The organism is Streptomyces sp. CB02923 (assembly GCF_001905005.1).
Taxonomy (GTDB): domain Bacteria; phylum Actinomycetota; class Actinomycetes; order Streptomycetales; family Streptomycetaceae; genus Streptomyces.
On record NZ_LWKZ01000001.1, the window covers coordinates 906,680 to 929,369 of the forward strand.

A 22,690-nucleotide genomic window follows, 5' to 3' on the forward strand; every position below is an offset into this window, starting at 1 on the left:
TTGTCGTGCGCATTGTTGGTGCGGCAGAGATCCCTGGCAACAATCCGCCGGAAACACGAGGGAAGTTGGCGGATTTGTGTCAACGCGAGGCATTGACCGAGCCATGCCAAGGCAAAACACTGGCGCCGTCGCCCGCCTCACACCCCACGGAGGACTCGCCATGCGACCACGCTCACGCGGCAGACGGACCACCGTCCTCACCGCGCTCGTCTCCCTCGCTCTGGCCGCACCCCTCGCCGCCCGCGCGGAGGACTCCCCCAGGCAGGACACGTCCACCCGCGCCGCTGCCGCCGGCACCGCGGTGGCGGACACCGCGACACCCCGTCAGTACGAGATCACCGGCCTCGCCACCGCCGCCCAGCGCAGCGCCCTCGCCTCGACGGGCGTGTCCATCGACGAGGTGCACGGCCGCACCGTCGTCATCACCGCGGACGCCGCGCAGGCCGCCCTCGTACGCAGCCTGGGCCACCGGCTGCGGGCCCTGCCCGCGCCCCCGGCGGGCACCGGCGACCGCATCAAGGACTTCCCCTCCGGCTACGGCAATTACCACAACTACGCCGAGGCCACCTCCGAGATCAACGCGCTCGTCGCCAAGTACCCGGCGATCCTCAGCAAGCGCGTCATCGGCAAGACCTACCAGGGCCGCGACGTCCTCGCCCTGAAGCTCAGCAAGAACGTCGCCCAGGACGAGAACGAACCCGAGGTCCTCTTCACCGCGCACCAGCACGCGCGCGAGCACCTCACCGTCGAAATGGCCCTCTACCTGCTCAACGACTACACGTCCAAGTACGGCAGCGACCCGCGCGTCACCAAGATGCTCGACTCCCGCGAGATCTGGGTCGTCCCGGACGTGAACCCGGACGGCGGCGCGTACGACATCGCCTCCGGCTCCTTCCGCAGCTGGCGCAAGAACCGCCAGCCCAACGCCGGCTCCTCGAACGTCGGCACCGACCTGAACCGCAACTGGGACTTCAAGTGGGGCTGCTGCGGCGGCTCGTCGGGCAGCACCGGCTCCGAGACCTACCGCGGCCCGTCCGCCGCCTCCGCGCCCGAGGTGAAGGTCGTCGCCGACTTCGTCCGCAGCCGGATCGTCGGCGGCGTCCAGCAGATCAAGACCGCCATCGACTTCCACACGTACAGCGAACTGGTCCTGTGGCCCTACGGCTACACCTACAACGACACCGCCCCCGGCCTGACCCAGGACGACCGCGACGCGTTCGCCGCCGTCGGCAAGTCCATGGCCGCCAGCAACGGCTACACCCCCGAGCAGTCCAGCGACCTCTACATCACCGACGGCTCCATCGACGACTGGCTCTGGGGCAACCAGAAGATCTTCGGCTACACCTTCGAGATGTACCCGTCCTCGGCGGGCCAGGGCGGCTTCTACCCCCGCGACTCGGTGATCCAGCGCGAGACCTCCCGCAACCGCGACGCCGTCCTCCAGCTCCTGGAGAACAGCGACTGCATGTACCGCTCGATCGGCAAGGAGGCGCAGTACTGCAAGACGGGGTGAGGTGACACATCGCTCACGGCCGGGGCCTGCCCATGGGGGCGGGCCCCGGTCGCGTGTGCCGGAGCGGTTCCGGCAGCGTCGCCGCTCCGTATTAGCGGTCTGTTAGTGGAACACCAACCCGGTCTTCGACGCTGGATCCCGTCCGGAAGCGAACCGAGAGAACAGAGCAACGGAGAAAACGATGAACACCGCCATCAGCCGCCGCTTCCGCGGCCGCGCCGGCCGCCGCATCGCCACCACCGTCGTCGCCGCCGCGGCGCTGGGCCTGGGGGCCACGGCCTGCGGGCAGGACTCCGGGACGGCGGGCGCCACCGGCCCCGCGAGCTCTTCGAGCGCGTCCGGCTCGCAGCACGCCCCGGCCACGGACCAGCCCTCCGGCGACTCCGCTGCCCACGACTCCGCCCCGCAGGGCCGGAACGGCGGCCAGTCCGCCCCGCAGGCCCAGGACGGCGGCACGTCCTCCTCCCAGGGCCGCAACGGCGGCCAGTCCGCCCCGGCGCGGGCCACCGGCAGCAAGTCCGCCCCCGACGGAAGCGGCGTCGCCCACGCGGGCAACCACCGCACGCTCGTCGGCAAGCTGGAATACCTCGCCCCCGGCAAGCTCATCGTCAAGCCCGCGGACGGCGGCATGGACCAGGCCTTCTTCGTCGCCAACGCCACGAAGATCCTCGGCGCGGCCGCGATCTGCTCCGACGACCCCGGCAGCGTCTCCATCGGCGACGACGGCTACGGCACGTCCAAGTGCACCGTCGACCAGCTGGAGAAGGCCGCGAAGTCGGGCAGCGTGACCGTCCGCGTCACCATGAGCACCAAGTCCGGCGCCGGTGAGACGGTCGAGGAGAAGTACCACCCGTAAGCCCCCGCACCCCGCCCCCCGGGCCCGCCGCCGGGCTCCGGGGATCGGCGCGCTGCGCGACGTCGTCCGCGGGGGGACCGTGGGCGGCCAGTTGATTAACAGCAAGTGCATGCTTGCGACACGTAACATTACCCGCATGCAACTGGACCTGAATCTGCTCACCGCGCTGGACGCGCTCCTGGAAGAAGGCAGCGTGGCCGGCGCGGCCGCCCGGCTGCATGTCACGTCCCCGGCGATGAGCCGCACCCTGGGGCGGATCCGCCGGGTCACCGGTGACCAGATCCTGGTCCGCACCGGCCGGACGATGGTCCCCACCCCGCACGCCCTGGAGATGCGCGCACAGGTTCACGACCTCGTCCACCAGGCGGGTCAGCTCCTCAGCCGGGACCGGGAACTGGACCTGGCCACCCTGCGCCGCACCTTCACCGTCCGCTGGCACGACGCCCTGGCCTCGGCCTGCGGCCCCGCCCTGCTCGCCGCGGTCCACCGCCAGGCCCCCGGCGTACGGCTGCGCCTGGTGGCCGAGGCGACCTCCGGCACCCCGGAACCACGGCGCGGGGAGGCCGACCTCGAATCGAGTTCCGCCGAGCCCTCGGTGCCCGGCATCCGCCACCGGCTCATCGGCGCGGACCGCCTCGTCGCGGCGGTCCGCCCCGGCCACCCCCTGGCCGACGGACCCCTCACTCCCGAGCGCTACGCCGCGGCCGGACACGTCACCATCTCCCGGCGCGGACGGCTGCGCGACCCCGTCGACGACGCGCTCACCGCCCTCGGACTGGAACGCCGGGTCGTCGCCGCGGCACCGAACACGGCCGCGGCCCTCCCCCTCGTCCTCGACACCGACCTCGTCGTCACCGTCCCGCAGGCCGTCACCGGCTCCGCCCTGCGCGGCCTCGGCCTGCGGGCCCTTCCCCTGCCCTTCACGATGCCGCCGGTCCCCTTGCATATGGTCTGGCACCGGCGCCACGACAACGACCGCGCCCACGCATGGCTGCGCGACCAGGCAGGCTCGGCCCTGCGGGGCGTGTTCGAGAGCTGATCCGGCCGGCGGTGAGGCGCGCCGCGGCGATCCGTTCCGTGACGAGCGTCACGGTGTTTTTCCGCCGTGCGTGTCGACCGAACACCGCCCGGCGGGCGTATGGCAGGTGAAGCGAAAGATCCGGGAGTGGCTGTTGACCGTCGAGGAGTTCGAAGAGTTCTACGCCCAGACGGTCGCGCGGCTCACGGGACAGCTGTTCGTGATGCTCGGCGACCTGCACGAGGCGCAGGACGTGGTGCAGGAGGCGTTCGTCCGGGGCTGGAACCGGCGTCGGCAGCTCGACCGGAACGGGCAGCCCGAGGCGTGGATCCGCACGGTCGCCTGGCGGCTGGCGGTCAGCCGGTGGCGGCACCTGCGCCGCAGCGCCGACGCGTGGAAGCGCAGCGGTGCCCCACCTCACGTCGAAGGTCCGGAGCCGGCGCAGGTCGTGCTGGTCGAGGCGCTGCGTGACCTGCCCGCCCAGCAGCGCCGCACGCTCACCCTGCACTACCTGTGTGATCTGTCCGTCGAACAGATCACGGGTGAGACGGGGCTGTCGGCGAGCACCGTCAAGACCCATCTGAGCCGTGGCCGCACGGCGCTCGCCGACCGTTTGCACGACCTGCGCATCGAGGAGGCGCCCGGTGTCTGAGCCCCAGGACCCGCTGCGGTCCCTGTTCCAGCAAGCTGCCGGTGCCGGGCAGTCCCGCGCCGCGGCGGCGCCGGTCGCGGAGATCGCCGCGCGCGGGCGGCGGAGGCGCCGACGGCGCGTCAGCGCCCTGGTGGCGGCGGCGTGTCTGGTCGTCGGCGGTGGCGGCGCCACCGCTGCCGCGCTGCTTTCCCGGGCGCCGGTCCCGGTGGGCCCGGCGGGCCCGCCGTCGCCCGGCAGGCCGTCCCCGGAGCGGCTGCCGTCCCCCGCGCTCACCTCGCCGAGCCCCACCGACTCCCCCACCCTGCCCCCCTCTCCGGAGTTCACGATCGGTTCTTCCCCTCCGGGGACCATGGCCGGCTCTTCCCCTCCGGAGGCCGGTCGAGGGTCGGCCACGTCACCGCCCTGAGCCGGTTCGCTCCGTGACCCGGCGGACCGCCACCGGGCGGTCCGGCCTGCCTCCCCCCACCCAAGGAACCCGTAATGCCCCCTTCATCCACCGATGTACGCGAGCCCTCCCGCCTCCCGGAAACGCCCCGGCGCCCGCTGGGCGACCCGGGGCCCGACGTGCGGACCGGCCGTGTGCGCTGGGGCATGCGGGGCCGTGCGACCTGGCGTCTCGGCTCCGCGGACCGGGACGTCCTGTGGCTGTACCTGTCGACGCGAATAGGCATCTGGGTGACGGCCTACTGCGCCCGGTGGCTGTTCCCCTCCGACTCCGCGTCCCAGGACCCCGGCCCGCTCCTCGCGCCGTTCCAGCACTGGGACTGGGACCACTTCCAGCACATCGCCCAGCAGGGCTACTTCCCCGGGCAGGCCGGGCCGTGGCTGGACGACTGGGACAACCGGGAAGCCTTCTTCCCCGGCTTCCCCCTCGTGCTGCGCGCGGTCCACTTCCTCGTGCCGGACTGGGCGCTGGCCGGGCTGTCGGTCTCCCTCGTCTCCGGGGCCGTCGCCGTACTGGCCCTGGCCCGCATCGCCCGGCACCACCTGCACGACACCGCGGGGGGACAGCGCGCCGTCCTGTTCTTCCTGCTCTCCCCGTGCGCCGTCTTCCTGGCCGTCGGCTACACCGAGTCCCTCTTCCTGGCCCTGGCGCTGCCCGCCTGGCTCGCCGCCCGACGCCGCAACTGGCCCCTGGCCATGGCGCTGACCGCCGCGGCCACCGCCGTACGCGTCAGCGGCCTCTTCCTGGCGGCGGCCCTCGCCGTCCACTTCCTGCTCGGTCTGCGCCGCACCCGCGACCTGCGCCCGCTGCCCTGGCTGGCCCTGCCCGCGCTGCCCCTGGTCCTCTACAGCTGGTACCTCCAGGCCCACACCGGTGACTGGATGTCCTGGAAGCACGCCCAGGAACGCGGCTGGTACCGCGTCTTCCACACGCCTTGGGAGGCCTGGGCCAACACCTGGAACAACGCCTTCGACCACGTCCAGAGCACCAATTACGCCTTCATGTTCCAGGCCGAGATCGTCGCCATGCTCCTCGGTGTGGCGCTGCTCGTCGTGCTGGCGCGCAGGCGCCGCTGGCCCGAGGCCGTCTACGTCGCCCTCAGCCTGTGCGCGCTGGGGACGTCGTACTGGTACGTCTCCGTCCCCCGCGCCGTCCTCCTGTGGTGGCCCCTGTGGATCATCCTGGCCGGCTGGAGTCTGCGCAGCCCCCGGTTCAAGACCGCGTACCTCTGCGTGGTCGCGCCCCTGAGCACCGTGTTCGCCCTGACCTTTTTCACCGGACGGTGGACCGGCTGACGCGGCCCGCGGGGCGGTTCTCAGACGGCCAGGCTCACCAGCGCCGCCACCGCGAACCCCACGACGGACAGGACCGTTTCGAGGACGGTCCACGACTTCAGCGTGTCGCGTTCGGAGATGCCGAAGTACTTGGCGACCATCCAGAAGCCGCCGTCGTTGACGTGCGACGCGAAGATCGAGCCGGCCGAGATGGCCATGATGACCAGGGCCAGGTGGGGCTGGGAGAGGTGCTGGCCGTCGACCAGCGGGAGGACGATGCCCGCCGTGGTGACGATGGCGACCGTGGCCGAGCCCTGGGCGACGCGCAGGACGACGGAGACCAGCCAGGCGAGCACGATGACGGGCAGTCCGACGTTGTGGAAGGTGTCGGAGAGGGCGTCGGCGACGCCGCTGCCCTTGAGGACCGCGCCGAAGATGCCGCCCGCGCCGACCACCAGCAGGATGTTGCCGACCGGCTTGAGGGACGCGGTGGAGACGGTCTCCAGGGACTTGCGGGACCAGCCGCGGCGGATGCCGAGGAGGTAGTACGCGAGCAGGAGGGCGATCGTCAGCGCGACGAAGGGATTGCCGAAGAACTCGACGACGGAGCGGAGGGTGGAGGGGGCCAGGGCGATCGAGGAGAAGGTGGCGAGGAGGATCAGGACCAGGGGGGTGCCGATGATGGTGAGGACGGTGCCCAGGGCCACCGGCTTCTCGCGGGGTGCGACACCCGCCGCGTTCTGTTCGGCGGTCACCGCGGCGCGGGCCTCCTCCGCGGCCTCGACCATGTCCTGCGGTACGGGGACGAAGATCCGCTTGCCGATCCACGCGGCGTAGGCCCAGGCGGCCAGGACCGCGGGAATGCCGCAGACGATGCCCATGAGGATGATCCAGCCGAGGTCCACCTTGAACAGGCCGGCGGCGGCGACCGGTCCGGGGTGCGGCGGGAGGAAGGCGTGGGTCATGGAGAGGCCGGCGAGCAGCGGCATGCAGTAGAGGAGGACGGATTTGCCGCTTCGTTTCGCCGCTGCGTAGACGATGGGGGCGAGGACGAAGATGCCCACGTCGAAGAAGACCGGGATGCCGAAGATGAGGCCGGTCAGGCCCATCGCGAGGGGTGCGCGGCGTTCGCCGAACAGGCCGAGCAGACGCGTGCTCAGGACTTCCGCGCCGCCGGAGACTTCGAGGATCGCGCCGAGCATGGTGCCCAGGCCGATGATGATGGCGACGTGTCCGAGGATGCCGCCCATGCCGCTCTCGATGAGGGAGGGGAGGCTGGATTTCTGGACCGTACCGAAGAGTTCGGTCACGGAGAGACCGGCGGCGAGGCCGACGGCTATGGAGACGCCCAGCAGCGCCACGAAGGGCTGGAGGCGGACTTTGATGATGAGGAAGAGCAGGAGAAGGATGCCGAGGGCGGCCACGGTGAGGAGGCCGGGCGTTCCCGGTATCAGGGCGAGCAGGCCGCCGGTGTGGGGTGGCGTGGCGGGGGCCGCGGCAGCGAGGACAGCGTGGACCATGTGATGACTCCGTTGTCAGACAGGGAAGTTCCAGGCAGGGGGGACCGCGGCACGGCGCCCCGGGCGGACGGGGCGCCGTACCGTGCGGCGGGTTCAGCGGCGGTAACGGCAAGGGGGTGTCCCGGTCAGCTCAGCACCGCGAGCGCGTCGATCTCGATGAGCAGGCCCTTGGGGAGGCCGACGTACACGGTGGTACGGGCGGCCGGTGCCTCCTTGAGGCCCTCGGCCTCGAAGTAGGCGTTGTAGATCTCGTTCATCTCGGCGAAGTGGTCGGTGTCGGTGAGGTAGACGCGCATCATCATGACGTCGTCCCAGCTCGCGCCGCCCTCTTCGAGGATCGCCTTGACGTTGGCGAAGGTCTGCAGGGTCTGCTCACGCAGGGTGGGCCCGGCCGGGGTGGGTGCCTGGCCCTCGACGGCGGGCAGGAAGCCGACCTGGCCGGCGACCTGGAGGATGTTGCCCTTCTTCACGCCGTGCGAGAACTTGGCGGGCGGGGTGGTGTGGGTGGCCGGGGTGAGGGCGGTCTTCTCGGTCATGGTCGGGCTTCCTTCATGTCTTGCGTGTCGGATACGGGGGTGTTTCCGGAGTACTCCCGGCTGATGGCGTCCGCGGTGCGGCGTACCAGCGGGAGCAGGGTGAGGAGTTCCTCGGCGGTGACGACGACATTCGGCGCGGAGACCGACATGGCGGCGACGAGCCGGCCGTCCGCGCCGCGGATGGGGGCCCCGACGCAGTTGATGGACTCCTCGTGGCCACCGAGGTCGGTGGCCCAGCCCTGTTCGCGCACCTTGGCCAGCTCGGCCAGGAAGGCCGGAGCGCTGGGTGTCGAACGGGACGTGTAGAGGGGGTAGTCGAGCTTCTCGGCGAGCGCGCGGCGCTCGGGCTCGGGCAGGTCGGCGAGGAGCAGCTTGGCGACGGCCGCGACGGTGATGGCGACGGGCTTGCCGATACGGGAGTACATCCGTACCGGGTAGCGGCTCTCGACCTTGTCGATGTAGAGGACCTCGTTCTCCTCGTACACGGCGAGGTGCACCGTGTGCCCGCACTGCTCGTTCAGTCCGACGAGGTGCGGGTGGGCGATCTCGCGCACGTCGAGGTTCTCCACGGCCTGCTGGGCGAGGGCGAAGAGCCGGGCGCCGAGGCGGTAGCGCTGGTCGCTCTGCCGGTAGACCATGCCGTGCTCGTGGAGCGTGCGCAGCAGCCGCAGGGCGGTGGACTTGTGCACGCCGAGGCGGCCCGCCACCTGTTCCAGGTTGGCCGGGCCTTCCGCCAGCAGGGGCAGGATGCTCAGTGCGCGGTCGACTGTCTGACTCATGGGGTACGGACCTCCACCCGTGGGTTGTGCACCCCGTGGCTGGTGGTGCCGCTGCTGCGGTCAGTGGGTGCGTCACCGTCGGTGGTCCAGCCGGGGCCGAGTCGCAGTCTCCCCCAGTCGGCGGGGTCGAGGCCCGCAAGGCGGTCGGCGAGGTCGCGGGCGGGCGGGGTGCCGAGGTCGCCGGGGACGGTGAGGGAGGCGGCGGCCATGAGGTGGCCGTGCCGGATGCGGGCGAAGACGGGCAGGTCGCGGAGGGTGGCGGAGAGGAATCCGGCGGCGAAGGCGTCTCCGGCGCCGACGGGGGCGACGACGTCGACGGTGAGGGCGGGGGCGGTGGTGACCGTGTCGGTGCCGTCGGCCTGGCGGGCGTGCACGGTGGCGCCGTCGGCGCCCTGTTTGACGACGAGGACGGCGGGTTCGGGCAGGGCGGCGCGTACGGCGTCGGGGCCGTGCAGGTCCCAGGCGGCCGCGGCCTCGTCCTCGCCGACGAAGACCAGGTCGCAGCGGCGGGCGAGGTCGAGGAGGACTTCGGGGCCGCGTACGGTGCGGTCGCGCCAGAGTGCGACGCGGTAGTTCACGTCGAAGGAGACGAGGGGGCGGCCGGGGGCCGGTGCGGTGAGGGTGCGCAGCACGTCGAGGCAGGTGTCGGACAGGGCCGCGGTGATGCCGGTGAGGTGCAGGACGCGGGTGTCGCGCAGGGCGTCGTCGTCGAGCAGTCCGGGGGACATGGCGGAGGCGGCGGACCCGGCGCGGTAGTACGCCACCTCGGCGGCGCCGGCTTGCGTCTCCGTACCCGTGGCGCGTTCGCCGGCGGTGCGGAAGTAGACGCCGGTGGGGCGGGCCGGGTCGCGCTGGACGTGGGTGACGTCCACGCCGCAGGCGGCGACGGCGTCGCGGACGTGGTCGCCGAAGGCGTCGGCGCCGACGCGGGAGACCCAGCGGGTGCGGTGGCCGGTGCGGGCGAGGGCGCAGGCGACGTTGGACTCGGCGCCGCCGATTCCGCGCTCGAAGGTGGGCACGTCGGCGAGTCGTCCGGGCCCGGTGGGCATGAAGGTGACCATGGTTTCGCCGAGGCAGACGACATCGGCGCCCGGACGGGCGGGCGCGGTGCCGTCCGTCGCGTCGTTCCGGGCGGGCGCGGTGCCGTCCGTGGCGTCGTTGCCGTCGGCGCTGACGTTCTGGGACGTGGTCACGATCTGCTGCACTCCTTTGCGTACGGGCCCGTTGGGCCGTTCCGCGACGTGTTACGCACCATTGACCCGGCGATGGCTCGGATGTTAGACAGCAGTAAGCGATATGCGCAATGGGTGTTGCACACGGTGCAACAAGATCTTGAGGAGGCCCCCATGGCCGCCGCGCCCCACGCCGACCGCAGCGCCACCGGCGCCGCTCCCGGCGCCGACGCAGCCACCGCCGAGCGCCGCGCGAGGACCCTCGCGGACGAGCGGGTCGACCACCGCTTCAAGGGGCTTCCCCCGGACGCCGACGGCCGTACCGTCGGCGAGCTGGCGGCCGAACGCCGGAACCTGTTCACCGGCGGCTTCACCACACCGGTCCTCGCCCTGTCCGCCGAGTCGCTGGATCACAACCTGGCGCTGATGGAGACCTACGCCGAGCGGCACGGCCTGGCCTTCGCCCCGCACGGCAAGACCTCGATGGCCCCGCAGCTCTTCGCCCGCCAGCTCGCACGCGGCGCCTGGGGCATCACCGCCGCCGTCCCCCACCAGGTCCGCGTCTACCGCGCCTACGGAATCCAGCGGATCTTCCTCGCCAACGAGGTCGTCGACGCCCCCGCGCTGCGCTGGCTCGCCGCCGAGCTGGACGCCGACCCCGGCTTCCACTGCGTCTGCTACGTCGACTCGCTGCGCGGCATCGAGCTGATGGACGCCGCCCTGCGCGAGGCCGGTGCCACCCGCCCGGTGGACGTGGTCATCGAGCTGGCCGCCGGCGAGGGCGCCCGCACCGGTGTCCGTACCGATGCCGAATGCGTCGAACTGGCCGACGCGCTGGCCGGTGTGGACACGCTGCGCCTGGTCGGCGTCGCCGGTTACGAGGGCGAGGTGCCCGACGCGACCCACGAACGGGTGACCGCCTGGCTGCGCCGGCTGCTCGCGCTCACCGTCGCCTTCGACGCGTCCGGGCGCTTCGCCGACCTGGACGAGATCGTGCTGAGCGCGGGCGGCAGCGCCTGGTTCGACGCGGTGGCCGAGGTCTTCGACGAGGCGCCCGCGCTGTCCCGGCCGCTGCTGAAGCTGCTGCGCTCCGGCGCGTACGTCTCCCACGACGACGGCCACTACCGCCGTCTGACCCCGTTCAACCGCGTCCCGGACGAGGGCGCCCTGCGGCCCGCCTTCCGGCTCTGGTCCCAGGTCGTCTCCCGCCCGACCCCGGAGCAGGCGTTCCTGAACGCGGGCAAGCGCGACGCGGCGTACGACCTCGACCTGCCGCAGGCCCAGGCCGTACGGTCCGGCCGGGACGGCACCGAGCGGCCCGCGGACGGCGTCACCGTGACCAAGCTGTCCGACCAGCACGCCTGGGTCAGCACGGAACGGGCCGGTGACCTGGAGGTCGGCGACTGGGTCGGGCTGGGGCTGTCGCACCCGTGCACGTCCTTCGACAAGTGGCAGCTGATCCCGGTGGCCGAGGCGGACGGTACGGTCGTCGACTACGTCCGTACGTTCTTCTGACGGACCCGCGGCGGCCCCCTCACCCGGGGCCGCAGGACTTCGGTGCGGGGCACCACCCCCGAGTCCCGCGCCGAATGCCGGGGGCACCCCCGCCCCCGGCCGGCGCGCCCACCCCCGGGCGCGCCCGGGTCCCGCTCCGGTGCGTCCCCCCGTCACCGGAGCGGGCCCCGCACCCCATGGCCGCCGGCGCGGCCCCTCCCGGACCGGCGCCCGGCCCGGATGCTCCTCCCGGACCGGCCCGCAGCCCGGATCGGCTCCGGGCCCGGACCGGCGCCCGGCCCGGCTCGGCGCCCGGCCCGGTTCAGCCCGGTTCAGCCCGGCTCGGCTCGGCTCACAGGAAAGGCAGTTCGGTCATGGACACCGTGGTCCGCGACGTACGCGTCATCGACGGCACCGGCACCCCCTCCTACCGGGCGGACGTCGCCCTCGACGGCGGCCGGATCGCCGAGATCCGCCGGGAGACGGACTCCGGGCCGCGCCCCGGCGCCCCCCGTGTGGTGGACGGCGCGGGACTGGCCCTCTCCCCCGGCTTCATCGACATGCACGCGCACAGCGACCTGGCGCTGCTGCGCGACCCGTCGCACGAGGCGAAGGCGGCGCAGGGCGTCACCCTCGAAGTCATCGGGCAGGACGGCCTGTCGTACGCGCCGGTCGACGACCGGACGCTCGCCGAGGTCCGCGCGCAGATCACCGGCTGGAACGGGGACGGCTCGGACATCGACTTCAGCTGGCGCACGGTCGGCGGATACCTGGACCGCCTCGACCACGGCTTCGACGGGCAGGGCATCGCCGTCAACGCGGCGTACCTCATTCCGCAGGGCACGGTCCGGATGCTCGCCCTCGGCTGGGACGACCGCGCGGCCACGCCCGCCGAGATCGCCCGGATGCAGCGGCTTGTAGCCGAAGGGCTGGAGCAGGGCGCCGTCGGCCTGTCCTCCGGCCTCACCTACACCCCCGGCATGTACGCGGATGACGCCGAACTCACCGAGCTGTGCCGGGTGGTGGCCCGCTACGGCGGCTACTACTGCCCGCACCACCGCTCGTACGGCGCGGGCGCCCTCGGCGCGTACGAGGAGATGGTCGGCCTGACCCGCCAGGCGGGCTGCGCCCTGCACCTCGCCCACGCCACCATGAACTTCGGCGTGAACAAGGGCCGCGCACCCGAACTCCTCGCCCTCCTGGACCGCGCCCTGGAGTCCGGCGCCGACATCACCCTCGACACCTACCCGTACACGCCCGGCTGCACGACCCTGGTCGCCATGCTGCCGAGCTGGGCGAGCGAGGGCGGGCCCGCCGCGATCCTGGACCGGCTGCGGGACGACGCGGCGGCCGAGCGCATCCGGCACGTCATGGAGGTGGAGGGGGCGGACGGCTGCCACGGCGTGCCGATGGAGTGGGACGCCATCGAGATCTCCGGCGTCTCGGACCCGGCGCTGGAGGGGTACGTCGGCAAGACGGTCGCCCGCTCGGCGCGGGAGCGCGGCGAGGAGCCCTGGACGACGGCCCGCCGCCTCCTGCTGGAGGACCGGCTCGGCTCGACGATCCTCCAGCACGTCGGCCACGAGGAGAACGTCCGCGCGATCATGCGCCACCGGGTGCACACCGGCGGCAGCGACGGCATCCTCCAGGGCAACAAGCCGCATCCGCGGGCGTACGGCACGTTCCCGAAGTACCTGGGCACGTACGTACGGGAGCTGGGCGTGCTGCCGCTGGAGGAGTGCGTGGCGCATCTGACCTCGCGCCCCGCGGCCCGGCTGCGGCTGCCCGACCGCGGCCTGGTCCGCGAGGGGTACCGCGCCGACCTGGTCCTCTTCGACCCGGACACGGTCGCCGCCGGGTCCACCTTCGATACGCCGCGCACCCTGCCGACCGGCATCCCGCACGTCCTGATCGACGGCCGCTTCGTCATCGAGGACGGTCGGCGGACGGATGTACTGGCGGGGCGCTCGGTCCGGCGAACGCGCTCCTGACCAGCCGTACCAGTTCGTCGCCGTCGGCTGCCACGCCCAGCGCGCCCAGGGCGCGGGCGGTTTCCTGGCGGGCGGGGGTGACCCGGCCCGCGTAGAAGACGACCGGGCCGGTGAAACGCTCCTCCCGGCGCAGCGCCTCCACCTGCCGGAAGCCGGCCCGGTCGTCCGTTCCGCGGGCGATGTCGGAGATGATCAGGGACGGCGTCTGGACGGCGATGGCGGCGTCGGCCGCCCAGGAGTCCACGGCGATCTGCACGGCCGCCCCTTCCCTGCGGAACCAGGCGGCCAGGGTGGCGTTGTTCTCGGGATGGTCGTCGACCCAGAGGAGCGTGCGGCCCGCGAGCGATACGCGGACGGGCGGGAGCGATCCCTCCCCGGCCCCCGGCTGCGCCGTCCCGGGGTCCGGTTCCCGCTGCGGCAGGGTCACCAGCGCCGGGGCCCCCTCGCGCAGCCTGCGGACCAGTTCGGCGGAGCGCGGCAGGCCGAGCAGCCCGTCGAGCAGCGAGTTGAACCCGGCGTCGGTGACCATGTCGGGGAAGACGGTGGGGAGTTCGCGCTCCAGCTGCTCCAGCTCGGCGTACGGGTCGGCCGGGTTCCGCGGTACGTCCCGCTGCGCCAGGAAGGCGTCGACCACCGGCCGTTCCTCGTCGGGCACGGTCGCCGACGTCCGCAGCAGCGTCCGCACCCGCCGGTACGTGCGGAAGTCCGCGATGACGTCGCCGCTGTCGGCCCCCGGCGGGCTGGTCATCATCCGGTAGAAGTCGGCGTAGAAGTACTGGATCAGTAACGTGCGGAGGACGGCCTCCGGCGGGTGGTCGGCCCACATCGGGTTGAGGGTCGCCTCCAGGACGAAGCCGTTGACCAGCCGTTTGATGCGGCGCGGGTTGCGGGCCGACCGCTCGGCGAGCAGGTCGACCAGGGGCGTATCGAGCAGCCGCTCGATACCGGCGGTGCGCGCGCACCACGTGATGTACTCCCGTACGCCCTGGCCGCCGGCCACCGGGATGCGGTAGCTGGTCTGGAAGATCTTCTCCATGAACGTGGCGCCGGCCGGCGACAGATCGCGCAGCAGCCCGCTCGGCCCCATCGCCGACCGGTCGCAGCCGATGACGAACGCCAGCCCCGGCACGTCCAGGTAGACCTTGACCGCCTCGCACACCGCCAGCACCGTCTCCTCGGAGCAGCGGTCCAGGTCGTCGATGAACACGACGAGCATCCGCCGCGGCGAGTACGTCGCGTTCTCGGCCCACTCCTGGGCCAGGTCACGGATCGCCTCGCGCATCTCGTTACGGGCCTGGGAGTTGACGGACAGGTTGTCCCACAGCTCGTTGACCAGCCCGGCGGCACCCAGCGGGCCGGCCGCGAGGGTGGCGAGCGCCCGCAGCACGCGCAGCAGCGCCCGTTGCTCGGAGGCCCGGTGCAGCGCCCTCCGCAGCAGCCTGCGGTCGAAGCGCATCAGCACCGACTTGATCAGCCCTTCCAGGGCGTCCGCGCCGGACGAGGTCCAGGCGTTGTACCAGACGGTGTGCACCTCGGGCACCGTCCCCAGTTCCGCGTCCACCAGGCGCATCAGGCTGCTCTTGCCCATCCCCCACCCGGCGTCGACGGCCAGGGTGAACGGGGTGGAGGACCGGGAGGCGATCAGCAGGTCGGCGAGCCGGCGGGCGGCGTGGCCCGCGCCCAGCAGGTCGGTGCCGGCCGAGTCCACCGGCTCGTCGTTGAGCAGCGCGAGCCGTCGCTCCGATGACACCATGCCGCCCCCGTGGTCGTCCGCTCACCGCCCCGGAGCGTACCGCCGGTGCGCCGGGCGCGGGAGCCGTTCGCGCACGCCCCCGCACCGATGCGGGGCACCCGGTCCGTCACGGCGGGTGAGCAAGCCCACACCGCCGGGGTGTCCAGGGTGAAGAAAAACACCAGGCGAGGCGTGTTACGCGCCCGTATGGTGGCTGGCATGCAGGTGATCCAGTCAACGAAGCTCGCCAACGTCTGCTACGAGATCCGGGGCCCGGTCCTTGAGGAGGCGATGCGGCTCGAAGCAGCGGGACACCGCATCCTCAAGCTCAACACCGGCAATCCGGCGGCCTTCGGGTTCGAGTGCCCGCCGGAGATCCTGGAGGACATCCTCCGCACGGTCGGCACCGCCCACGGCTACGGCGACGCGAAGGGCCTGCTCTCCGCCCGGCGCGCGGTGATGCAGCACTACCAGACCAAGGGCATCGAGCTCTCGGTCGACGACGTCTACCTCGGCAACGGCGTCTCCGAGCTGATCCAGATGTCGATGCAGGCGCTGCTGGACGACGGCGACGAGGTGCTCGTACCGGCGCCCGACTACCCGCTGTGGACGGCCTCGGTCTCGCTGTCCGGCGGTACGGCGGTGCACTACCGGTGCGACGAGCAGGCGGACTGGATGCCCGACCTCGCCGACATCGAGCGCAAGGTCACCGACCGCACCAAGGCCATCGTCGTCATCAACCCGAACAACCCGACGGGCGCCGTGTACGACGACGAGCTGCTGCGCGGCATCGCCGAGATCGCCCGCCGGCACAACCTGATCGTCTGCGCCGACGAGATCTACGACAAGATCCTCTACGACGGCGTCACCCACACCCCGTTCGCCTCGCTCGCCCCCGACCTGCTGACCCTGACCTTCAACGGGCTCTCCAAGTCCTACCGGGTGGCGGGCTACCGCAGCGGCTGGATGGCGGTCTGCGGCCCGAAGGCGCACGCGGCCTCGTACATCGAGGGCCTGACGATCCTCGCCAACATGCGGCTGTGCGCGAACATGCCCGCGCAGCACGCCGTGGCCACCGCCCTCGGCGGACACCAGTCGATCAACGACCTGGTGCTCCCGGGCGGCCGCCTGGTGGAGCAGCGGGACACCGCGTACGACCTGCTCACGCAGATCCCGGGCATCACCTGCACCAAACCGAAGGGCGCGCTGTACGCCTTCCCGCGGCTGGACCCGAAGGTCTACAAGATCAAGGACGACCGGCAGATGGTGCTGGACCTGCTGCGCGCCGAGAAGATCATGATCGTGCACGGTACGGGCTTCAACTGGCCGGAGCCGGACCACTTCCGCCTGGTCACCCTGCCGAACAAGGACGACCTGACGGACGCGGTGACCCGCATCGGCCGGTTCCTGGACGGCTACGGGCAGTACTGAGCGCGACCCGGGACGACGCCGCACCTATACGGTTCTCAACTTTAGACTCTGTCTAAGCTAGGATGGTCTCCTAGCCGTTCCGCGTTGCCAGGAGGCCGTCCCGTGTACGAACCGATCCGCACCCCGTCGGTCCACTCCATGGCCGCCGACCAGGACGTCCCGCACCGCTCCCGCACGGAGGAACTGGACATCCGGCTCGCCGGCCACCTGACCGCGCTGCTCACCGTCACCGACGAGCTGCGCGCCACCGTCCGCGACCCCGCGCTCGACGACGCCGCCGAGCGCATCGCCGCGCAGGTGGCGCGGCTGCGCGGCGGGGCCTACCCGCTGCGGGCCGCGCCGACCGGCGGCGGCGACCCGGCCCGCGCGCCCCGGCTGCACGGGCGGGCCCGGATGCTGGCCGGCAGCGCCCTGGCCGTCGCCACCTCACGGGCCGACGCCGCGGCCGCCGCGCTGGCGGCGGAGCGGATGGAAGCACACGCGGCGGCATATACGGAGGCACCCGCGCCGGTACACGAGCTGGCCACGGCCTGAGTACTGACCCACCGCGTATCCGCCGAGCACCCGGGGCATGACGCAACGGCCGGAGCCCCGCACATGGTGTGCGGGGCTCCGGCCGCTGACGGCTGACGCCCCGGTCCGCGCCGGGGCGTTCCGTCCCTAGCCCAGTCGGCGTACGAGCGCGTGGTACTCGTCCCACAGCTCCTTCGGCGTGTGGTCACCGAAGGTGTTCAGGTGGTCGGGGACGAGCGCCGCCTCGTCGCGCCACACGTCCTTGTCGACGGTGAGCAGGAAGTCCAGCGCGGCGTCGTCCAGGCCGAGGCCCTCGGTGTCCAGCGCCTCCTTCGTCGGCAGGATGCCGATGGGCGTCTCGACGCCCTCGGCCTTGCCGTCCAGGCGCTCGACGATCCACTTGAGCACCCGGCTGTTCTCGCCGAAGCCCGGCCACACGAAGCGGCCCGACCCGTCCTTGCGGAACCAGTTGACGTAGTAGATCTTCGGCAGCTTCGCCTGGTCCTTGTCGGCGCCGACCTTGACCCAGTGGCCCATGTAGTCGCCCATGTTGTAGCCGCAGAACGGCAGCATGGCGAACGGATCGCGGCGCAGCTCGCCGACCTTGCCCTCGGCCGCCGCGGTCTTCTCGCTCGCCACGTTCGCGCCGAGGAAGACACCGTGCTGCCAGGTCAGCGACTCGGTCACCAGCGGTACGGCGCTGGCGCGGCGGCCGCCGAAGAGAATGGCCGAGATCGGCACACCCTTGGGGTCCTCCCACTCGGGCGCGATGATCGGGCACTGGCCGGCCGGGACGGTGAAGCGGGCGTTGGGGTGGGCCGCCGGGGTGCCGGACTCCGGGGTCCAGTCGTTGCCCTTCCAGTCGGTCAGGTGCGCGGGGAGCTCCTCGGTCATGCCCTCCCACCACACGTCGCCGTCGTCGGTCAGCGCGACGTTGGTGAAGACCGAGTTGCCCCACATGGTCTTCATGGCGTTGGCGTTGGTGTGCTCGCCGGTGCCGGGCGCGACACCGAAGAACCCGGCCTCGGGGTTGATCGCGTACAGACGGCCGTCCTCGCCGAAGCGCATCCAGGCGATGTCGTCACCGATGGTCTCGACGGTCCAGCCGGAGATCGTGGGCTCCAGCATCGCGAGGTTGGTCTTGCCGCAGGCGCTCGGGAACGCGGCGGCGACGTACTTCGGCTCGCCCTGCGGCGGGGTGAGCTTGAGGATGAGCATGTGCTCGGCGAGCCAGCCCTCGTCGCGTGCCATGACGGAGGCGATGCGCAGCGCGTAACACTTCTTGCCCAGCAGGGCGTTGCCGCCGTAGCCGGAGCCGAACGACCAGATCTCACGGTCCTCGGGGAAGTGCGAGATGTACTTCGTGGAGTTGCACGGCCACGGCACGTCCGCCTCGCCCTCGGCCAGCGGAGCGCCGAGGGTGTGCACGGCCTTGACGAAGAAGCCGTCCTCGCCCAGTTCGTCCAGGACCGCCTGCCCCATCCGGGTCATGGTGCGCATCGAGACGGCGACGTACGCCGAGTCGGTGATCTCCACGCCGGGCGCGGAGAGCGGGGAGCCGAGCGGGCCCATGCAGAACGGGACGACGTACATCGTCCGGCCGCGCATCGCGCCGCGGAAGACGCCCTGCTCGCCGGTGAAGATGTCGCGCATCTCCGCCGGGGCCTTCCAGTGGTTGGTCGGGCCCGCGTCCTCCTCCTTCTCGGAGCAGATGAAGGTGCGGTCCTCGACCCGGGCGACGTCCGAGGGGTCCGACGCGGCGTAGTACGAGTTGGGGCGCTTGATCGGGTCCAGCTTCTTGAACGTGCCCTTCGCCACGAGCTCCTCGCACAGGCGCTCGTACTCCGCCTCCGAGCCGTCGCACCACACGACGCGGTCCGGCTCGGTGATGGCTGCGATCTCGTCGACCCAGGAGATCAGTTCCTGGTGGTTGGTCGGTACGGGGGAGGGAGCCGCGTTGTCGCGCGCCACGATCGCTCCTAGATGAGGGTTCGGGGCGGACCACTGCCCGTGCACATGCCTGCAGAGCCCGCTTCGGAAGATGTCTGCCCCTTGGGGGCTGCGACCCGGATGCTTCGCGACCGCTCATCCGGTGCCGACCGCACTCATTTGATCATCCGATCCCGATCCCCATCTGTCCAGAGGAGGTTCTCGTGACCGTCACCACTTCCGGACCAATCCGTAACTTACGGTCGCGTAGGTAGCATTGCGGCCATGACTTCCGCGCCTGACGCCGCCGAAAGCCACACGTCCCCCGTGACCAGCGCGGCCGCCGACGCAGTATCCGCGGTCGCCGCGGTGGCCGCGCCGCTCAAGCCCAAGCTGCGGGGCTGGCTGCACGCGGGGATGTTCCCCGCCGCCCTCTTCTCCGGCGTGGTGCTCACGGCACTCGCCGACAGCACCCGAGGCCGCATCGCCTGCGCCGTCTACACCCTCTCGGCCTGCCTGCTCTTCGGGGTCAGCGCCCTTTACCACCGCGGCAATTGGGGCCCGCGCACCGGAGCCCTGCTACGACGGCTGGATCACGCCAATATTTTCCTGATCATCGCGGGCACCTACACCCCGCTGACCATGCTGCTGGTCCCCGGCACCCGCGGGCAGATACTCCTGTGGGCCGTGTGGGCGGCCGCCCTCGCCGGCATCGCCTTCCGCGTCTTCTGGGTGGGCGCGCCACGCTGGCTCTACACACCCTGCTACATCGCGATGGGCTGGGCGGCCGTCTTCTTCCTGCCCGACTTCCTCCAGAAGGGCGGCATCGCCGTACTCGTCCTCGTCGTCGTCGGCGGCGTCCTCTACAGCGCGGGCGGCATCATCTACGGCATCAAGCGCCCCAACCCCTCACCGCGCTGGTTCGGTTTCCACGAGGTCTTCCACTCCCTGACACTGGCGGCGTTCGTGGTGCACTACGTCGGCATCTCACTGGTGGCCTATTCGCACTCCTGAGGCACCCGGAGCGGCACCCGCACCGCCCGGAACGCCCTTCCCGCCGCGCGAACCGGCACCCCCGCCCCGCCGGCGCGCACACCCGGCGCCCGCACGTGGCCGTGGCCTTGAGGCCGCGGCCACCTGCCATGTCAGGGCAGCCACCCCGGCCAGGACCAGCGCGACCACCGCGGCCGTGCCGCCGACGAGGAACCCGCCGACGCACAGCGCCGCCGCGAACACGGCGAACCCATCGATCGCAGGACGCATACCCGCAACACCCCCTCCAAGCATCACTGACGGTGACCATTCCCTGTCTAGAGCGTTACACACCCCACTGACAGACAAGGAGACATCAAGGAACACCGCAGGCCCCGGCCCCGCCCCCGCCCCTCTCGCCACGCACCCGGCCCGCGCGATGCCCGACAATGACGCCCATGCCCTCTGCACAGAAGTCCGCGACGCGGCCCGGCGCCCCCAAGGCCGGGCTGCGGGAACGGAAGAAGATCCAGACCCGGCAGGCGATCCGCCGGGCCGCCTACCGGCTCTTCGAGGAGCAGGGGTACGACGCGACTCCCGTCGACCGGATCGCCGAGGCCGCCGACGTCTCCCCCAGTACGGTCTTGCGCTACTTCCCCGCCAAGGAAGACATCGTGCTCACCGACGAGTACGACGCGCTCCTGGAGGCGGGGCTGCGGGCCGGGCCCGCCGGTGAACCGATGACCGAGTCCGTACGGCACGTGGCCGTCGAGGCACTGCGGCGGCTCACGGCCGAGGAGCGCGGCGACCTGGTCCAGCGCATCCGCCTCGTCCGGGAGGTGCCCGCGATCCGCGGCCGTACGGCCGAGAACACCGCGCGGGACAGCGCGATGATCAGCGCCGTACTGGCGGAGCGGACCGGCCGTTCCCCCGACGACCTGGAGGTCCGGGTGATCGCCACGGCGGTCCTGGCGGGCCTCCAGGAAGCGCTGATGCACTGGGTCGCGGACGGCGCGCGGGACGACCTCGGGCCCCACGTCGACCGGGCGATGCACGTACTCGCCCGGGGCCTGACCTGGTGAACGCGCGCCCCGCCTCACTCCCGTAGGGCCCTCCCGTACGGAGCCACCCGCCCCGGCACCCTGGCCGGCTCCCCCAGCCGCTGGGCCAGACGCCCGCGCAGCCGCGTCAGCCGCTCGATCCGGGCGTCCAGGTCGGCCAGCCGGCGGCGGGCCACCTCCTCCGCCGTACGGCAGCACTCCGGCCCGCCGCCCACCGCGGCGCCACGGCCGCCGTCCCCCGCGAAGAGGAGCCGCGGCAGGCCGTCGGGCGGCAGCGCGTCGAGGAGCGGCGCGAAGGACCGGATGTCGCCCACCGTCAGCCCGGCGTCGAGCAGTTCACGCACCGTGCGCAGCCGCCGTACGTCCTCCGGCCCGTACACCCGGTGCCCCGACGGCGTACGCCGGGCGATCACCAGTCCCTGCTCCTCGTAGTAGCGCAGTGCCCTGGCCGTCATGCCCGCCGCGGCCGCGGCGTCCCCGATGCGCATCCGGTCCTCCCCCGCCGGGGCCCGGCCGGTCGGTGGCACCCCGCTGCGTACGTCGACTCACTCAGACCGTACGTCGTCGGCCGGAGGCACACCGACGGGCCCGCGCCACGGGGAGGCTGCTCACAACTCCACGAGCACGGCCCCCAGGTGCCGCCCCTCGATCAGCTCCCGCAGGGCGCGCGGCGCCTCGTGGATGCCGTGCAGCCGCGCGTGCGGGAAGGTGAGCGTGCCGTCCCGCAGCCCGCGCCCGAACTGCTCGTTCCACTCGGCGATCAGGTCGAGGTGGTCGTAGAGCGCGACGCCGCGCAGGGTGATGCTGCGCGCCAGCAGGGACAGCGTGTCGATCTCGGTGGTGTGCGTGCCGGAGTCGGAGAGCTGGCTGGAGAGCGCGCCGACGAGCGCGATACGGGCACCCCGGTTGGCGAGCGCGATGGCGGCCTGCAACTGCTCGCCGCCCACGTTGTCGAAGACCGCGTCGACGCCGTCCGGAGCGGCCTTGCGCAGCTGCTCCTCGATCGGGCCGGCCCCGCGGATCACCGCCGCGTCGTAGCCCAGCTCCTTGACCAGGTGGTCGGCCTTGCGCTGCGATCCCGTACTGCCGATGATCCGTACGGCGCCCCGCAGCCGGGCGATCTGCCCGGCCAGCGACCCGACCCCGCCGGCCGCCCCGGACACGAACACCGTGTCGCCCGCGCGGACCTCGGCCCCTCGGACGATGCCCATGTAGGCGGTCGGGCCCTGGGAGAGGTAAGCGGCCGGGTCGGTCAGCAGGTCCCGGTCCCGGCGCTGCACCGCGGCGGCGTCCACCAGGGCGTACTCCCGCCAGCCGAAGTGGTGTTCCACCAGGTCACCGGGGGCGAAGTCGGTGCCGGGCGCGTCGACCACCTCGCCGACGGCCGACCCGTACAGCGCCTCGCCGGGCACGAAGGACGGCATCGGGACGGAGGTGTCCTCGTCCATGAGCGTCCGCATCACGGCGGCCACGGCCATGGTGGTGTTGCGTACGAGGACCTGCCCGGACTCCGGCTCGGGCACCGGCACCTCGACGACCTCGAACAGGTCGTCGGTGAGCGGGCCCTGCGGGCGGCCGGTCAGGCGGACTTCGTGGTGGGTGGCGGGGAGGCCGCCACCGGTGTGGTGCGTGCGGTTCGTCATGCCGTCACGCTAAAAGTTGACGCCCGCGTGAAGTTCAACCCCGCTTTGCGGCCTAGGACTTCGGACGGAGGGGGTGGCGGGACGGTGGGGCGGGGGCGGGACCGGGAACATGCCCGCGCCCGGCCATGCTCACACCCGTATACCCCTGCCCCCTCACCC

Annotated in this window: 20 protein-coding genes; 12 read left to right on the plus strand and 8 right to left on the minus strand. The window is 72.2% G+C overall.

The window, feature by feature from the left end:
• Positions 1–160 precede the first annotated feature (160 nt).
• The 6 genes from A6A06_RS03790 (at position 161) to A6A06_RS03815 (ending at position 5,779) form a co-directional block, all read left to right on the plus strand.
• Positions 161–1,513 carry a M14 family metallopeptidase gene (locus A6A06_RS03790; protein WP_199930663.1) on the plus strand — a complete coding sequence of 451 codons (1,353 nt, stop codon included), beginning with the start codon at positions 161–163 and terminating at the stop codon, positions 1,511–1,513.
• Positions 1,514–1,694: 181 nt separating this feature from the next.
• The gene (locus tag A6A06_RS03795) at positions 1,695–2,369 is read left to right on the plus strand and encodes a hypothetical protein (RefSeq protein WP_073758714.1); all 675 of its coding nucleotides are present in this window, start codon (positions 1,695–1,697) and stop codon (positions 2,367–2,369) included.
• A 136-nt stretch (positions 2,370–2,505) separates the two neighbouring features.
• Positions 2,506–3,408, plus strand: a complete 903-nt coding sequence (locus A6A06_RS03800; protein ID WP_073758716.1) for a LysR family transcriptional regulator — start codon at positions 2,506–2,508, stop codon at positions 3,406–3,408.
• Positions 3,409–3,541: 133 nt separating this feature from the next.
• Positions 3,542–4,039: a SigE family RNA polymerase sigma factor gene (locus A6A06_RS03805; protein WP_073759776.1), complete on the plus strand. Its 498-nt coding sequence runs from the start codon at positions 3,542–3,544 to the stop codon at positions 4,037–4,039.
• Positions 4,032–4,445: a hypothetical protein gene (locus tag A6A06_RS03810; protein WP_073758718.1), complete on the plus strand. Its 414-nt coding sequence runs from the start codon at positions 4,032–4,034 to the stop codon at positions 4,443–4,445. Before A6A06_RS03805 ends, A6A06_RS03810 begins: the two co-directional genes overlap by 8 nt.
• Positions 4,446–4,519: 74 nt before the next feature.
• On the plus strand, positions 4,520–5,779 hold the full coding sequence (locus tag A6A06_RS03815) for a mannosyltransferase family protein (protein ID WP_073758720.1): 1,260 nt from the start codon (positions 4,520–4,522) through the stop codon (positions 5,777–5,779).
• A gap of 20 nt (positions 5,780–5,799) precedes the next feature.
• Here the strand turns inward: A6A06_RS03815 and A6A06_RS03820 are convergent, their stop codons facing one another.
• The 4 genes from A6A06_RS03820 to A6A06_RS03835 form a co-directional block, all read right to left on the minus strand.
• On the minus strand, positions 5,800–7,278 hold the full coding sequence (locus A6A06_RS03820) for a GntP family permease (RefSeq protein ID WP_073758722.1): 1,479 nt from the start codon (positions 7,276–7,278) through the stop codon (positions 5,800–5,802).
• Between the two features lie 125 nt (positions 7,279–7,403).
• Positions 7,404–7,814, minus strand: a complete 411-nt coding sequence (locus A6A06_RS03825; protein WP_073758724.1) for a RidA family protein — start codon at positions 7,812–7,814, stop codon at positions 7,404–7,406.
• Entirely contained in the window at positions 7,811–8,593 is a 783-nt protein-coding gene (locus A6A06_RS03830; protein ID WP_073758726.1) for an IclR family transcriptional regulator, read from the minus strand. Before A6A06_RS03830 ends, A6A06_RS03825 begins: the two co-directional genes overlap by 4 nt.
• A complete protein-coding gene (locus A6A06_RS03835) occupies positions 8,590–9,654 on the minus strand; it encodes a sugar kinase (protein ID WP_242440591.1) in 1,065 nt (354 codons plus the stop codon). Before A6A06_RS03835 ends, A6A06_RS03830 begins: the two co-directional genes overlap by 4 nt.
• 285 nt (positions 9,655–9,939) lie before the next feature.
• On the opposite strand from A6A06_RS03835, the gene A6A06_RS03840 reads away from it, so the two are divergent.
• Positions 9,940–11,280 carry an amino acid deaminase gene (locus A6A06_RS03840; protein WP_073758728.1) on the plus strand — a complete coding sequence of 447 codons (1,341 nt, stop codon included), beginning with the start codon at positions 9,940–9,942 and terminating at the stop codon, positions 11,278–11,280.
• 353 nt (positions 11,281–11,633) lie between these two features.
• Positions 11,634–13,250 carry an N-acyl-D-amino-acid deacylase family protein gene (locus A6A06_RS03845; protein ID WP_073758730.1) on the plus strand — a complete coding sequence of 539 codons (1,617 nt, stop codon included), beginning with the start codon at positions 11,634–11,636 and terminating at the stop codon, positions 13,248–13,250.
• Here A6A06_RS03845 and A6A06_RS03850 read toward each other — a convergent pair.
• Positions 13,186–15,003 (minus strand): P-loop NTPase fold protein, encoded by a 1,818-nt coding sequence (locus A6A06_RS03850; RefSeq protein ID WP_073758732.1) that lies wholly within the window; start codon positions 15,001–15,003, stop codon positions 13,186–13,188. The two genes, A6A06_RS03845 and A6A06_RS03850, sit on opposite strands and share 65 nt — an antisense overlap.
• A gap of 198 nt (positions 15,004–15,201) precedes the next feature.
• Here A6A06_RS03850 and A6A06_RS03855 point away from each other — a divergent pair, with 198 nt between their 5' ends.
• Both A6A06_RS03855 and A6A06_RS03860 read left to right on the plus strand, forming a co-directional pair.
• Positions 15,202–16,413 (plus strand): pyridoxal phosphate-dependent aminotransferase, encoded by a 1,212-nt coding sequence (locus A6A06_RS03855; protein WP_073758734.1) that lies wholly within the window; start codon positions 15,202–15,204, stop codon positions 16,411–16,413.
• A gap of 102 nt (positions 16,414–16,515) precedes the next feature.
• The gene (locus A6A06_RS03860) at positions 16,516–16,947 is read left to right on the plus strand and encodes an SCO4983 family protein (RefSeq protein ID WP_073758736.1); all 432 of its coding nucleotides are present in this window, start codon (positions 16,516–16,518) and stop codon (positions 16,945–16,947) included.
• Positions 16,948–17,073: 126 nt separating this feature from the next.
• Here A6A06_RS03860 and A6A06_RS03865 read toward each other — a convergent pair whose 3' ends face one another.
• On the minus strand, positions 17,074–18,897 hold the full coding sequence (locus tag A6A06_RS03865) for a phosphoenolpyruvate carboxykinase (GTP) (protein WP_073758738.1): 1,824 nt from the start codon (positions 18,895–18,897) through the stop codon (positions 17,074–17,076).
• A 243-nt stretch (positions 18,898–19,140) separates the two neighbouring features.
• On the opposite strand from A6A06_RS03865, the gene trhA reads away from it, so the two are divergent.
• Both trhA and A6A06_RS03875 read left to right on the plus strand, forming a co-directional pair.
• Positions 19,141–19,869: a PAQR family membrane homeostasis protein TrhA gene (trhA, locus tag A6A06_RS03870; protein WP_073758740.1), complete on the plus strand. Its 729-nt coding sequence runs from the start codon at positions 19,141–19,143 to the stop codon at positions 19,867–19,869.
• 407 nt (positions 19,870–20,276) lie between these two features.
• Positions 20,277–20,909: a TetR/AcrR family transcriptional regulator gene (locus tag A6A06_RS03875; RefSeq protein ID WP_073758742.1), complete on the plus strand. Its 633-nt coding sequence runs from the start codon at positions 20,277–20,279 to the stop codon at positions 20,907–20,909.
• A 14-nt stretch (positions 20,910–20,923) separates the two neighbouring features.
• Here the strand turns inward: A6A06_RS03875 and A6A06_RS03880 are convergent, their stop codons facing one another.
• Both A6A06_RS03880 and A6A06_RS03885 read right to left on the minus strand, forming a co-directional pair.
• Positions 20,924–21,376: a MerR family transcriptional regulator gene (locus A6A06_RS03880; protein ID WP_073758744.1), complete on the minus strand. Its 453-nt coding sequence runs from the start codon at positions 21,374–21,376 to the stop codon at positions 20,924–20,926.
• 120 nt (positions 21,377–21,496) lie between these two features.
• Positions 21,497–22,531: an MDR family NADP-dependent oxidoreductase gene (locus tag A6A06_RS03885; RefSeq protein WP_073758746.1), complete on the minus strand. Its 1,035-nt coding sequence runs from the start codon at positions 22,529–22,531 to the stop codon at positions 21,497–21,499.
• Positions 22,532–22,690: the final 159 nt, after the last annotated feature.